Here is a 12897-nt window from a genome sequence, read left to right as displayed (position 1 = left end):
CCTCCTGACGGATCTCGGCTCCGCCGCAGGATACGGGACGCGGATGACCTACTGGAGAGTTGGGTAAGGTTAGGCTAACCTTCCAATGATCGAGCGATTCGGTGGTCCGTCATGAGCGTCCCGGCCCTGTCGACCGCTGCGTCCGCCCCGGCCGGCTCTCCGGTGGCGGACGCGTACGCACGGCTGACCGAGGTCTATCCCGGACTGCGCGTCGACGAGCGTTCCGCGCACGAACCCGCCCCTCGCGGTGTGGGGTGGGTCGGCGCGGACGAGCTCGCGGCGGGCGGGGCGGCGGTGGACGCCTTCCTGGCGTGGGACGAGGAACAGGTGCTCCGGGACTACGGCTCCCCCGGACGCCCGGACGTCGTCGCCGGGTTCGGCCTGCACCGGTACGCATGGCCGGTCTGCCTGCTGTTCACGGTGCCGTGGTTCCTGCACCGGCGGGTGCCCCGGCTGCCGGCGGACGCGGTGGCCCTCCACCGGACGCAGGGGCGGCTGAGCGTACGCGTCGAGTCGTTCGCGTGCCTGCCGGACGATCCGGCGGCGGGCCTGCCCGGCGCCCGGGTCGTGGCCGACGAGGAAGCGCTGCGGGCGCGGGTGCGGGACGCGGTGGCCGAGCACCTGGCCCCCGTGGCGGAAGGTTTCGCCCCCCGGATGCGGCGCGGCCGCCGCGCCCTGTGGGGCATGCTCACGGACGATGTCGCCGAGGGCCTGTGGTACGTCGGCGGGCTGCTCGGCGAGGAGAACCGCGCACGGGCCGAGCTGGACCTGCTGCTTCCGGGCGGCACGGCTCCGTACACGGGCGGCAGCGGCTTCCGTACGCTCCACGCGCCCGACGGCTCGGAACTGCCCACCCGTGACCGGGCCGGCTGCTGCCTCTTCTACACCATCCGCCCCGCGGACACCTGCATCACCTGCCCCCGGACCCGCGACGCCGAGCGGATCACCCGGCTGGCGGTTGCAGCGTCCACCTAACCACCCGTCAGGGTGATCGCAATCGAACGCAACTCCCTTGGTGCGTGCGCGAGTTCGATCCACAACACCCTATCCGGAGGGCCTCGCCGCCCGTTGGCGTGCACTTGCCCCGAAACCCGCATGCGGGCCACCTGAAATCCGCCACTATGGCGCCCGGAAAGCCGCCGTACGCGACTCAAGGGACACCGGATGAGACTGACCGACATATCGCTGGACTGGCTGCTGCCGGGCAGTCTGCTGATCCTGGGCGTGCTTGCGGCAGTCGCGGTGCTGGCCCGGGGCAGGCGCGAGGGCGAGAAGGCCGCGGCCGAGGACAGCTGGGAACGCAGCGAGGAGCGCCGGCGCCGCAAGGAGGCCGTCTACGGCACGGCCTCGTACGTGCTGCTCTTCTGCTGCGCGGCCGTCGCCGCCGCCCTCTCGTTCCACGGGCTGGTCGGTTTCGGCCGGCAGAACCTGAACCTGACCGGGGGCTGGGAGTACCTCGTCCCCTTCGGCCTCGACGGCGCCGCCATGTTCTGCTCGGTGCTCGCCGTCCGCGAGGCCAGCCACGGCGACGCGGCCCTCGGCTCACGCCTGCTGGTGTGGCTGTTCGCGGGCGCGGCGGCCTGGTTCAACTGGGTGCACGCGCCGCGCGGGCTCGGTCACGACGGGGCCCCGCAGTTCTTCGCGGGCATGTCGCTCTCGGCGGCGGTGCTCTTCGACCGGGCGCTCAAGCAGACCCGCCGGGCCGCTCTGCGCGAGCAGGGCCTGATCCCCCGTCCGCTGCCGCAGATCCGGATGGTCCGCTGGCTGCGGGCCCCCCGGGAGACCTTCGGCGCCTGGTCGCTGATGCTGCTGGAGGGTGTGCGCACCCTCGACGAAGCGGTGGACGAGGTGCGGGAGGACAAGCGGGAGAAGGCGCAGGACCGGATGCGGCGGCGCGAGCAGCAGCGGCGGGAGCGGGCGCACCTGCGGGCGCTGGGCCGGCAGCACAGGGCCTTCGGCCTGCCCCGGCCGCGCGGCCGTCAGGTCGAGGTGCCGGAGCTGGTCCCGGGAAACGGCTCCGCGTCGGTGGGCGCGGAACCCGCCATATCGGAAGCGGGACAGCTGCCCACGCTTCCCCAGCTGGGAGGTACCTCCAGGCGGCCCTCCCTGCAGGCCGTGACCGGAATCGACGCCTTTGACGCCTCGCCCCGGACGGTGGACCTCACCGCCGAGGACGACACCCAGACCATTCCCCGCCTCGACTCACTGGAGCGCAAGCTGAAGGATCTGGAACAGCAGTTCGGCTGACGGCCGGGCGTGCCGAGGGCCGGTACGGGGGTTGCCTGGGGCTCCCTCAGACCGGCCCTCCGTCGAGTTCGAACCACACCACCTTGCCCCCGCCCAGCGGATCCACCCCCCAGGCGTCGGCGAGCGACTGCACCAGCACCAGCCCCCTGCCGTGCGTACCGTCGTCGGCGGTCGGTACGCACGGACGGGGCCGGCGCGCGGTGAAGTCCCGCACCTCCACCCGTAATCGCGCGTCGGCCCAGGCCGCCGACACCTCGGCGCCGTGGTCGGTGTGCACGAGCGCGTTGGTGACGAGTTCGGTGGTGAGCAGCTCAGCCACCTCCGCCGCGTCGGTCCGGCAGTGGTGCCGGAGCAACTCCCGTAAGGCTCTGCGGACTTCGCCCACCGCCTTCAGGTCCGCCCGGCGCACCGTCCGAGTCATTCCGGTCTTCGCCCCCACCCGCACGGCAACGTCCCTCCCGTGTCCGTTTCTCGAACAGGCCTACGGGATGCATTCCCGCCGGGGAGATCCGCACTCCTGCGGGATCACGGACGCGGCATGTTCCTGAGGTCGGATCGAGCCATCCGGATCACCGGAGCGGACCGGGCGCCGGGTCGGTGACCACGTCCGCATCCGGATCGCGGTGGGTGGTCGCGTACGGGGAAAGGCCGGAAACCGGCATCTCCGGCCCGGCCGTGCCGGGGGATGAGCCGTCGAACAGAACCACATTGACGGGCAGGTCGTACTGCACCAGGGGGAGGAAATCTCCCATCGGCACCGAGAAATCGCCGCCGCCGGACATCGGCACCGCTTGACGTCACCGCACGCCGGGGCGGAGCGCCCCTGCCGGGGCCGTGCTCAGGACTCCCCGGCCGTCAGCCCCCACGCGTGGATGCGGTCCGGGTGGATGCGGATGACCTCGGGGCTGAAGTGGGGGCCCAGGCCGTGGGGGCCGACCTCGAGGGTGGCGTGGCCGCGGATCTCCACGCCGCGCACACGCCACGGGGACGTGCTCACCAGGTCGTCCACGACCAGGGACAGGCGCGGGTTCGCGTGGAGGTTGCGCCATTTCTTCGTCGTGCCCATGGCCAGGCCCCCGATCAGGATCGTCCCGTCCTCCTGCGGGAAGAACCCCACCGGGTTCGCCTGCGGCTGCCCCGCCGGGTCCACCGTCGCCAGCCGCCCCAGCCGCTGGCCGCGCAGGTACGTCAGTTCCGTCTCGCTCAGCTTCGCCGTCATGCCTCCAGGGTCGTCGCCGGACGGCCCCGCCGCATCGGGCTCCGGCCCTACGTCGCAGGCCCCGGGCCGCCCCGGGCCACCTTTCAGCCCCACACCACGGCGCCCACCCAGGCCCCCACCACCAGCAGGCACGCGAAGAGCTCCACCAGCACGCTCGTGCCCACGGCCCGCATCACCGCCCGTACCGACGCCGTCGCCTCGGCGTGCGAGCCCAGCCGCCGCCGCTCGCACAGGTAGATCCCGCCGACGAAGCCCGGGATCGCGCCGAGCACCGGTACGACGACGAAGCCGATGACGGCGCCCGCGTACACGGCCGTCTCCGGGGTGACCCCCACCGCGCGGATGCGGCGCGGCGGCAGCTGCCACTTCACCACCTGCACCACCAGCAGCAGCGCGGTCGCCCCCACCAGCAGCGACCACGCCAGGGACGTCGGCTCGTGCAGCGTCCACCACAGCAGCGCCGCCCACACCAGCCACGTGCCGGGGACCCCGGGCACCAGCACGCCCAGCACCCCGAGCAGCAGGACCAGTCCCACCAGGAGGAGCTGCGGCACATCCACCAGCCCAGCCTGCCGGACCCGGGGTCAGCGGGCCACCCAGCCCCGTTCCCGGGCGTGCCAGCCCAGCTGGAGCCGGGTCGTCACCCCGCAGACCTCCATCAGCCCCTTCACCCGGCGCTGCACGGTCCGCAGCCCCAGCTCCAGGTGTTTGGCCACGCTGGCGTCCGTCATTCCCGCCAGCAGCAGCGAGAGGATCTCCAGGTCCGTCGCGTCCGGCGGGGCCGGCGCGCCGACCGGGGTGTTCCCCGTCCCCAGCCGCAGCGGCAGTGCCTCCCGCCACACCGCCTCGAACAGCTCCCGCAGCGACTCCAGCAGGCCGGACGCGTGCACCACCAGCGCCGCCGGTTCCGCGCCGTGCACCGTCAGCGGGACCATCGCCAGGCTCCGGTCCACGATCACCAGCCGGGTGGGGACCCGGGCCGCCACCCGCACCCGCTCGCCCCGGCCCAGCGCCACCGACGCCTCCCGCAGACCGCCGGGCAGCGTGAGGACCTCCCGCTCGATCACCACCCGGTGCTCCACGCGGCGCCGCGCCGCCGGGTCCTCGGCCTCGTCGCCGGTGCCCGGCACGCCCTGCGGGCGGCCCGTCACCAGGGCGCAGACCTCCTCCACCGCGCTCGCCTGGAGCTGGGCGAAACGGTGCGTGACCGCGCTCGCGCCGCACACCACCTCCACCAGGTCGTGCACGGCCGGCTCCGCCGCCTCGGCCCGGTACTCCTCCGCCAGCAGCGCCGCCGCCAGCTCCGCCTGCTCCAGCTCGTGCCGCTGCCGGGTCAGCAGCGCGCCGAGCGCGACCCCGGGCGGCGTGGCCACCCAGCGGCCCGGCCGGGACGAGGACCGTGCGGCCAGCCCGTGGCGCTCGAGATGGCGCAGGGTCCGTTCGGTCTGCGGGACCGGCAGCGTCAGCCGGTGCGCGAGGTCCGGCACCTCGGCCGCCCCCAGCGCCACCAGCGCGCGGTACGCCGACTCCTGCCCCTCGTCCAGGCCTATCGCACCCAGCAATCCGATCACCCTCCCCTTCGTGCGGCGCCCGGCGGGAAGCCGCCACGGCGCGAACCCGCCACGGACATCATCACCGCACCCCGGACCGGTCTGCCAACCGCCCCGTTTCCCCGGTCGACGCGGTCCAGCCTCCCGCAGCGCTGACGAAGACTGCTGACGGTCCATCCGCCGGATGCCGTGCAGGCCCTCCGTCGTAGGGGAGGCTCAGATTCCGTGTGTCGACAGGCAGAACGGATGCCCTGCTGGATCCAGGAGTACCCGCCATACATCGGGGCGCGGTTGGAAGGACGGCAGGGTGGCGCCCAGGGCGAGCATCCGCTCCTGTGCAGCGTCCAGGTCGTCGACCCCCAGTTCCAGGTGGGCCTGTTTGCCGAGGGCGGGATCGGGCCAGGTCGGGGGTCGGAAGTCGGTCTGGCGGATGAAGCCGAGCCCGGGCGCCCCTTCCCTGCCGAGAAGGATGAAGTCGTCGCTGCGGTACAGCGTGGGCAGATCCAGGGCGTCGCCGTAGAAGCGCGCCAACTCGGCTGGGTCGAGGCAGTCGAAGTCAAAGGAGAGGAGACGTATCTCGGGGGTGCTCATGGGGCTGGACGGTAGGCCATGACCAGGACAGGTTGTGTCCTGGTCATGGCGGACACTGGTGATTGTGATCAGGACCTCCTCCCGTCTGCTGCGCCTGGTGTCGCTGCTGTCTGCCCGCCCGGCATGGACCTCCTGTCGTGAACTGGCCGAGCGGATGGCGGTCACCGACCGCACGGTCCGCCGTGACATTGCCCGGCTGCGGGACCTGGGCTACGGCGTCGAGTCCGCGCCCGGGCCATGGGGCGGTTACCGGCTCAGTCCCGGCGCCCGGATGCCGCCGCTGGTGCTGGACGACGAGGAAGCCCTGGCCGTCGCCGTCGGCCTGCGTGAGGCTGCCCTCAGCGGAGTCCTCGGCGCCGGTCAGGCCGCTCTGTCCGCGCTGCTCAAGCTCCGCCAGAGCCTGCCGAAACACCTCGCGGGCCAACTGACCGCGCTGGAGGGGACCCTTGATCACACTCCCCGCACCGGCGAACCGCAGATCGACATGCCTGCGCTGCTGGAACTGGCGCGGGCCTGCACCAGCGGGCTGCGTGCCACCCTGTCCTACCGGGACCACGCCGGCCGCGCCTCTGTCAGAGAGATCGACCCCTACCGCTTGGTCCACACCGGTGTGCGCTGGTACCTGGTGGCCCGGGACGTGGCCAAGCAGGAGTGGCGCACGTTTCGCGCCGACCGAGTGCTGGCCGTGCACCCCACCACCGAACCAGCCGACCTGACCGATCCACCCGAGGCAGCACAGCTGGTCTCCCGGGGCATCGCGAGCGTCGTCTACCCCGTGTACACCACGATCCGACTTCCGCTGCCCCTGGAGCGCGCGATGGAGGCGGTTCCCCTCACCATCGGCACGCACAGCCCCGATGGCCCCGAAGCCACCGTGGTCCGGATCGGCGGCAACAGCGTCGAGCACCTGGCCTCCTACCTCCTCGGCCTGGACGCCCCGCTGACCGTGCTGTCCCCGGAGGAGGTACGCGAAGCACTCGCTCGCCGAGCCCAGGCCCTTCTTGCAGCCAATCGCTGACGGTGAGGAGTCAGGGCGAAGGCACATCGCGAGCACACCGTCACGATTCCCGATATCGCAGGGGTCACCGGGGGGCGCGCCGAGGGGTGCGTAGGGTGCCGCCGCCACCGGGGCGTCCGTACACGCATACGACGTTCGTGCGTACGCCCCGGGCCGGGCGACGGGGCCGCCGGGCAACTCGCCCGACAGCCCCGTTCCGCGTTTCCGCCCGCCGTCGGCGGCCGAAAATAAGGGCATGAATCAGCAGGGGGCTCCCGAGGACTGGTGGCAGAAGCTCTACGACGAGCCGCCGGCCGAGCCCGATACCACCCCCGCCGCCCCACCGGACCCGTCCGACACCCTGGACGCCCGCTTCACCTCGGCGTCCGTCGTGACGAACCCGGAACCCCCGCCCGACCCCCGCTCCGGCACCCTGCCGGCGCAACGGACGTACGGGTACGGCACGGACACCGCGCCACCGGAGCGGGGCGGCGGCGCCCCGGACCCGGGCGCACAACCCGGGCCGGACCATGGGGTCCCGGCCGTGGGGGACGCGACCGGGTACGCGCTCGGCGCGGTGGAGGTGCCCCCCGCACCCCCTGCGCCCCCGCCCCCGGTACCCGCTGAACGGGCCGAACCGGCTGAACGGGCCGAACCGGCCGAACTGCCGGAATGGCGATGGGGCGTGGCCCCGGCGCCGACGCCCCCGGCCGGCCCGACGGCGCCGCAGGCGCCCCCCGCGCCGGCCGCGCCCGCGACACCGCCGCTGCCCCCGGAGTGGACCCCGGGGCACGCAGACCCCGCGCCGCCCGTCACACCTCCCGCGCCCGCGCGGCCCCCGGCGGAACCCGCCCCCCTGCCCGAGCAGTGGACCGAGTCGCTCGTCGCCCCCGAGCCCGGCGGCGGCCCCTGGCCGGAGCCCCGGCCCGACGCACGCCACCTCGGCGACCGGGCCCCCACCTACGCCGCCGAGCCCGGCAAGCTGGCCGAGGCCGACCCGGCGGAGCTGACGGCCCTGGTCTCCGACACCGTGCTGGAGGGCGCCCGCTACGGGACGTACACCCTGCGCGCCGCCTCCGTACGCGGCGACTCCGCCCGCTACCGCGGCGAACCCCGCCGCGACGTGCTGCTCACCGCCCGGTTCGGCGGCGGTGACGACGCGCTGGTCCTGGTCGCCGTCGCGGGCGCCGACCGGGCCGTACCCCGGGAGGCCGCCGCCGAGGTCTGCCGCTGGGTCGCCTCGGCTGTGGGGCGCAGCCGGACCCGGCTCGCCGACGACATCCGGGCCGGCCGGCGCGACGCCCTGCGTTCCGGGCTCCAGCGGCTGACCGACCGCGGGTACGGGCGGCTGCGCGCCCGCGCCGCCGAACTGGGCTACGCCGAGGACCAGTACACCGCCGGCGTGCGCTGCCTGCTGCTGCCCATCGACCCGGAGTGCCGTACCCGGGTGTGCTTCGGGGCCGGACCGGGCGGGCTGTTCCGGCTGCGGGCCGGGTCGTGGCAGGACCTGGAGCCCGCACCGCAGCCCGGGTTCACCTTCCGGGCGAGCGTCGCGCGCACCGGGGACACCCTGCTGGTCTGCTCCGGCGGCCTGGCCGAGCCGATGCGCGAGGAGCCCCTGCTGCCGGCGGAACTCTCCGCCCGCTGGGCGCCGCCGGAGCCGCCGGGCCTGGCCTGCTTCCTTGCCGACACCTCCCTGCGCCTGAAGGGCTACGCCGACGACCGCACGGCGGCCGCGGTCTGGGAGGACTGACGCCCGGGGACCGGGACCTCGGCCGGGGAACGCCGGAACCGGGCCCTCCAGGGGGAGGGCCCGGGCGGGCGGCAGTGCAGGGAGCGGGGCCGGGGCCGGGGCCGGGAAGGCCCCGGCGGGGGTGGCCGGGTCAGCGGCGGGGGTGGCCGCCGCGCTTGACCGCGTAGTTCAGGCGGCCCTCCGCCGACTTCAGGCGCCAGTCACGGCGGAGGTCCGCCTGCGCCTTCGCGTCCGTCTTCGCCACGATCCACTGGTTCTCGCGGACCAGCTTGCGGTACGACTCCAGCCGCCGCTGCGACAGTTCGCCCGACTCGAGCGCCGCCAGCACCGCGCACCCCGGCTCCGACTCGTGGGCGCAGTCGTGGAAGCGGCACTGCGCCGCGTACTCCTCGATCTCCGAGAAGACCTGGCCGACGCCCACTTCGGCGTCCCACAGGCCGACGCCGCGCAGCCCCGGCGTGTCGATCAGGACGCCGCCGCCCGGCAGGGCGAGCAGGTTGCGCGTCGTGGTGGTGTGGCGGCCCTTGCCGTCCACGTCGCGCGCCGCCTGCACCTCCATGACGTCCTCGCCGAGCAGCGCGTTGGCCAGCGTGGACTTGCCCGCGCCGGAGGTGCCGAGCAGCACGCTCGTCCCGTCGGCGACGACCGCGCCCAGGGCGTCCATGCCCTCCCCGGTCAGGGAGGACACGGTGAGGACCTGCACGCCCGGGGCCACCGTCTCGACGTCCTCGACGAGGTACGACAGCGCCACCGGGTCCGGGACCAGGTCCGCCTTGGTCAGCACGACCAGCGGCTGCGCGCCCGACTCCCAGGCCAGCGCCAGAAAGCGTTCGACACGGCCGAGGTCCAGCTCGACGGCGAGCGAGACCGCGACGATCGCGTGGTCGACGTTGGCGGCGAGGATCTGGCCCTCGGACCGCTTGGAGGAGGTGGACCGCACGAACGCGGTCCGGCGCGGCAGGTACTCCCTGACGTACCGCGGGTTGCCGGCCGGATCGACGGCGGCCCAGTCACCGGTGCAGATGACCCTCAGCGGGTCGTGCGGCGTGACGAACGCGGTGTCGGCGCGGACCAGGCCGTCCGCGGTCAGTACGTCGCACTGGCCGCGGTCGACCCGTACGACACGGCCGGGCAGCAGGCCCTGCGCCGCGTACGGAGCGAACTCGGCGGCCCACGCCTCGTCCCACCCGAGGGGGGTGAGGGCGGACTCGTCCGAGGAGAAAGCAGAAGAACCAGAAGAAGCGGAAGAGAAAGCGGAGGAAGTCAAGGGGGACCCTTCACAAGGGTGGCCCCGGCAACGCGCGCCCTGCGCGCGGGAAGAAAAGGAGTGTCAGCCGGTGACCACAGGAATGAGAGACATGGCCTTCTGAGTGCGGGCAGCGCCCTGCGCAGCAACCGTCATCAAAGGACTCACCTCCTGTGTCATGCACGCGGCATTGGTTCGACGCAACGCGTCGCGATTCGACGGCGTTCGACGTGAACGGCTGTACCGTAACAAGATCCACGACCGCCCCGCCAGCGATTTCCGGGCACGATCCGGCGGCCGCCGAGCGCCCCGCCGGGTCCGGCTCGCATTCCCGTGCGAGTCCCCCGCCCGGGTGGACGTGCCGTACGCCGGGCTGACGGAGGCCGGGCTGACGGAGGCCGCATGCCGCCGGGCCCGGACCCTCGGCCGCTCAGTGCGGATGCCGTTCCTTGTGCAGGCGGGCCTTGTAGTCCTCCGGCGGCAGGAACTTCGACCAGCGCTCCGGGAACTCCGACGGCATCCCGTCGTCCTCGTCGTCCTCGGACTCCCCCTCGGCCAGCGCCCGCCAGGCCGCCGCCCGCGCCACCAGCATCGCGGCCTCCGCCTCGCGGGCCCGTTCGTTGGCCTCGCGGGCCGCCGCGGTGGCCACCGAGGGCCAGACGCGGTCGATGGCGGCGTTCACCGCGGCCCCGACCAGCACCGCGAAGGCCGAGATGCCGATCCACAGCAGCACGGCGACCGGGGCCGCCAGCGAGCCGTAGATCGTCGGTCCCTCCACCGTGTTCGTCAGATAGATCCGCAGCAGGAAGCTGCCCAGCACCCACATCGCGAGGGCGACCAGCGCCCCCGGTACGTCCTCGATCCACGGCGAGCGCACCGGCACGGACACGTGGTAGAGCGTGGTCAGGAAGGCGATGGACAGCAGCGTGACGGTGGGCCAGTACAGGACCGCGATCACCTCCGTGCCCCAGGGCACCAGCCGCACCACCGCGTCCGGGCCGACCACCATCAGCGGCAGCACGATCGCGCCGATCACCAGCGCGACGACGTACAGCAGGAAGGCCAGCAGCCGGGTCTTGACGATGCCGCGCTGCCCGTCGAGGCCGTACATGACGGTGATGGTGTCGATGAAGACGTTCACCGCGCGCGAGCCGGACCAGAGGGCGAAGGCGAAACCGAGGGAGATGATGTCGGGGCGGCCGCGGCTGGTCACGTCGTCCAGCAGGGGTCTGGCGATGTCGTTGACGCCCCGGTCGGACAGGACCGTGCCGACGGCCCCCAGGATGTTCTCCTCGATGCTGGCGACGGTCGTGGTGTCGGTCCAGTTGTCGACGTATCCCAGCAGTCCGAGCAGGCCGAGGAAGAGCGGCGGCAGGGAGAGCAGCGTGAAGAACGCCGCTTCGGCCGCGAGCCCGAGGATCCGGTACTCGATGCACGAGTTGACGGTGTCCTTGAGCAGCAGCCAGGCCATCTTGCGCTTGGAGACGTTGCGGTAGAGGGCCCGGGCCCGGTGGAGCCGCCCCGGGAGCCGCTCGGGTGTTTCATTTGCTGCCTGCACGTCTTTACCGTATCGGCATGGCAGCCACCACCCACACAGTCACCAACCAGGCCCCGCCCCTCGTCGGGTACGACGTCTACGGCGGCGACCGGGCCCTCACCGAGGGCGTCGAGCGGCACCTCGCCCCCGAACTCCTCGGCGGCGTAAGGGAAGAACTCACCGAACTCGGGCATGCCGCGGGCTCCGCGCAGGCCCAGGAATGGGGCGCCCTGGCGAACGAGAACCCGCCGAAACTGAAGACGCACGACCGGTACGGCCACCGGATCGACGAGGTGGAGTTCCACCCGGCCTGGCACCGGCTGCTCGGGCACGCCGTGACGGCGGGGCTGACCGACGCCTGGGGGCGCGAGGGCGGGCATCTGCGCCGGGCGGCCGGGTTCTTCGTCTGGTCGCAGGCCGAGGCGGGCCATGGCTGTCCGGTGTCGATGACGCACGCGGCCGTCCCGGCACTGCGTACGGATCCGGCGCTGGCGGCCGAGTGGGAGCCCCGGCTGACCTCGCACGTGTACGAGCAGGGGCTGCGGCCGGCCGGGCAGAAGGCCGGGGTCCTGTTCGGGATGGGGATGACGGAGAAGCAGGGAGGCAGCGACGTACGGGCGAACACGACCGCGGCCACGGCGCTGGACACGCCCGGCGAGTACCTGCTGACCGGCCACAAGTGGTTCTGCTCGGCGCCGATGTCGGACGGCTTCCTGGTGCTGGCGCAGGTCCCGGCGGCCGGGAAGGACCGGCTGAGCTGCTTCCTGGTGCCGCGGGTGCTGGAGGACGGCACGCGCAACGTCTTCGCGATCCAGCGGCTGAAGGACAAGCTGGGCAACAAGTCGAACGCCTCCAGCGAGGTCGAGTTCGACGGGACCTGGGCGCGCCTGGTCGGCGAGGAGGGCCGGGGGGTGCGGACCATCATCGAGATGGTCGCCGCGACCCGGCTGGACTGTGTGATCGGCTCGGCCGCGCTGATGCGGCAGGCGCTGACCCAGGCCGTGCACCACGCGGAGCACCGCTCCGCCTTCGGCGCCCGGCTGATCGACCAGCCGCTGATGCGCAACGTCCTGGCCGATCTGGCGCTGGAGTCGGAGGCGGCGACGACGCTGATGCTGCGGCTCGCGGCGGCCTACGACGCCGGGACCGAGCAGGAGCGGGCCTTCCTGCGCCTGGCGGTGCCCGCGGCGAAGTACTGGGTGACCAAGCGCTGCACGCCGACGGTCGCCGAGGCCCTGGAGTGCCTGGGCGGCAACGGCTACGTGGAGGAGTCCGGGCTGCCGCGGCTGCTGCGCGAGTCGCCGCTGAACTCGATCTGGGAGGGCTCGGGCAACGTGCAGGCGCTGGACGTGCTGCGGGCGCTGCAGCGCGAGCCGCAGGCGCTGAACGCCTTCCTCCAGGAGGTCGGGCTGGCCCGGGGCGCCGACCACCGGCTGGACGCGGCGATCAAGGACCTGCTGACCGAGCTCGCGGACCTGGAGGGCATCGAGGCGCGGGCGCGCCGGCTCGTGGAGCGGATGGCGCTGGTGCTCCAGGGGTCGCTGCTGGTGCGGTTCGCGCCGCCGGAGACCGCGGACGCGTTCTGTGCCTCGCGGCTGGGGGGCGACTGGGGGAACGCCTTCGGGACGCTGCCGCACAGCCTGGACCTGGGGGCCGTCGTGGAGCGGGCGCGGATCGCGGGCTGAGGCGTCACGGCCATCCGACGGGCTGACGGGCCGCGCCGGCCGGCGGACGCGCCGGCGCGGGCCTGCGGCCCG

The 12897-nt window shown here is 73.5% G+C and carries 13 protein-coding genes; 5 read left to right on the top strand and 8 right to left on the bottom strand.

Going from position 1 to position 12897, the window contains the following annotated elements; translation table 11 throughout:
* The first annotated feature begins 111 nt into the window (after positions 1-111).
* Together ACZ6KO_RS01650 and ACZ6KO_RS01645 are read left to right on the top strand one after the other, a co-directional pair.
* Complete coding sequence (locus ACZ6KO_RS01650; RefSeq protein WP_469298656.1) at positions 112-975, top strand: (2Fe-2S)-binding protein; 864 nt, start codon at positions 112-114, stop codon at positions 973-975.
* 189 nt (positions 976-1164) lie between these two features.
* Entirely contained in the window at positions 1165-2247 is a 1083-nt protein-coding gene (locus ACZ6KO_RS01645; RefSeq protein ID WP_469298654.1) for a DUF2637 domain-containing protein, read from the top strand.
* Positions 2248-2293: 46 nt separating this feature from the next.
* Here ACZ6KO_RS01645 and ACZ6KO_RS01640 read toward each other — a convergent pair whose 3' ends face one another.
* The 6 genes from ACZ6KO_RS01640 to ACZ6KO_RS01615 all read right to left on the bottom strand — a co-directional run bounded on the left by ACZ6KO_RS01640 (position 2294) and on the right by ACZ6KO_RS01615 (position 5607).
* Entirely contained in the window at positions 2294-2668 is a 375-nt protein-coding gene (locus ACZ6KO_RS01640; protein WP_469298652.1) for an ATP-binding protein, read from the bottom strand.
* Between the two features lie 148 nt (positions 2669-2816).
* Positions 2817-3035: a hypothetical protein gene (locus ACZ6KO_RS01635; RefSeq protein WP_469298650.1), complete on the bottom strand. Its 219-nt coding sequence runs from the start codon at positions 3033-3035 to the stop codon at positions 2817-2819.
* 50 nt (positions 3036-3085) lie between these two features.
* On the bottom strand, positions 3086-3466 hold the full coding sequence (locus ACZ6KO_RS01630) for a PPOX class F420-dependent oxidoreductase (RefSeq protein ID WP_469298648.1): 381 nt from the start codon (positions 3464-3466) through the stop codon (positions 3086-3088).
* A gap of 83 nt (positions 3467-3549) precedes the next feature.
* Positions 3550-4026, bottom strand: a complete 477-nt coding sequence (locus ACZ6KO_RS01625) for a DUF456 domain-containing protein (RefSeq protein ID WP_469298645.1) — start codon at positions 4024-4026, stop codon at positions 3550-3552.
* A gap of 24 nt (positions 4027-4050) precedes the next feature.
* Complete coding sequence (locus ACZ6KO_RS01620; RefSeq protein WP_469301460.1) at positions 4051-5028, bottom strand: helix-turn-helix domain-containing protein; 978 nt, start codon at positions 5026-5028, stop codon at positions 4051-4053.
* 204 nt (positions 5029-5232) lie between these two features.
* Entirely contained in the window at positions 5233-5607 is a 375-nt protein-coding gene (locus ACZ6KO_RS01615) for a VOC family protein (RefSeq protein ID WP_469298643.1), read from the bottom strand.
* Positions 5608-5671: 64 nt separating this feature from the next.
* On the opposite strand from ACZ6KO_RS01615, the gene ACZ6KO_RS01610 reads away from it, so the two are divergent.
* Positions 5672-6625 (top strand): helix-turn-helix transcriptional regulator, encoded by a 954-nt coding sequence (locus tag ACZ6KO_RS01610; protein ID WP_469298640.1) that lies wholly within the window; start codon positions 5672-5674, stop codon positions 6623-6625.
* A gap of 235 nt (positions 6626-6860) precedes the next feature.
* Positions 6861-8357: a protein phosphatase 2C domain-containing protein gene (locus ACZ6KO_RS01605; protein WP_469298637.1), complete on the top strand. Its 1497-nt coding sequence runs from the start codon at positions 6861-6863 to the stop codon at positions 8355-8357.
* Positions 8358-8487: 130 nt separating this feature from the next.
* Here ACZ6KO_RS01605 and rsgA read toward each other — a convergent pair whose 3' ends face one another.
* Positions 8488-9624, bottom strand: coding sequence for a ribosome small subunit-dependent GTPase A (gene rsgA, locus ACZ6KO_RS01600; protein WP_469298635.1), 1137 nt, complete (start codon positions 9622-9624; stop codon positions 8488-8490).
* Positions 9625-10033: 409 nt separating this feature from the next.
* Positions 10034-11161: a YihY/virulence factor BrkB family protein gene (locus tag ACZ6KO_RS01595; protein ID WP_469298633.1), complete on the bottom strand. Its 1128-nt coding sequence runs from the start codon at positions 11159-11161 to the stop codon at positions 10034-10036.
* A gap of 17 nt (positions 11162-11178) precedes the next feature.
* Between ACZ6KO_RS01595 and ACZ6KO_RS01590 the strand changes: the two genes are divergently transcribed.
* Positions 11179-12825, top strand: coding sequence for an acyl-CoA dehydrogenase family protein (locus tag ACZ6KO_RS01590; RefSeq protein ID WP_469298631.1), 1647 nt, complete (start codon positions 11179-11181; stop codon positions 12823-12825).
* Positions 12826-12897 lie beyond the last annotated feature (72 nt).

This window comes from Streptomyces sp. NPDC042102 (assembly GCF_055582305.1).
The sequence above is the reverse complement of the archived record's forward strand: the minus strand, read 5'-3'. Positions and strand labels throughout refer to the sequence as shown.

What these genes read in the sequence shown, in the direction of transcription:
- ACZ6KO_RS01650 (WP_469298656.1), top strand. Translation starts at nt 112, where the DNA reads ATGAGCGTCCCGGCCCTGTCGACCGCTGCGTCCGCCCCGGCCGGCTCT.
- ACZ6KO_RS01590 (WP_469298631.1), top strand. Translation starts at nt 11,179, where the DNA reads ATGGCAGCCACCACCCACACAGTCACCAACCAGGCCCCGCCCCTCGTC.
- ACZ6KO_RS01630 (WP_469298648.1), bottom strand. Translation starts at nt 3,466, where the DNA reads ATGACGGCGAAGCTGAGCGAGACGGAACTGACGTACCTGCGCGGCCAG.
- ACZ6KO_RS01615 (WP_469298643.1), bottom strand. Translation starts at nt 5,607, where the DNA reads ATGAGCACCCCCGAGATACGTCTCCTCTCCTTTGACTTCGACTGCCTC.
- ACZ6KO_RS01605 (WP_469298637.1), top strand. Translation starts at nt 6,861, where the DNA reads ATGAATCAGCAGGGGGCTCCCGAGGACTGGTGGCAGAAGCTCTACGAC.
- ACZ6KO_RS01640 (WP_469298652.1), bottom strand. Translation starts at nt 2,668, where the DNA reads ATGACTCGGACGGTGCGCCGGGCGGACCTGAAGGCGGTGGGCGAAGTC.
- ACZ6KO_RS01645 (WP_469298654.1), top strand. Translation starts at nt 1,165, where the DNA reads ATGAGACTGACCGACATATCGCTGGACTGGCTGCTGCCGGGCAGTCTG.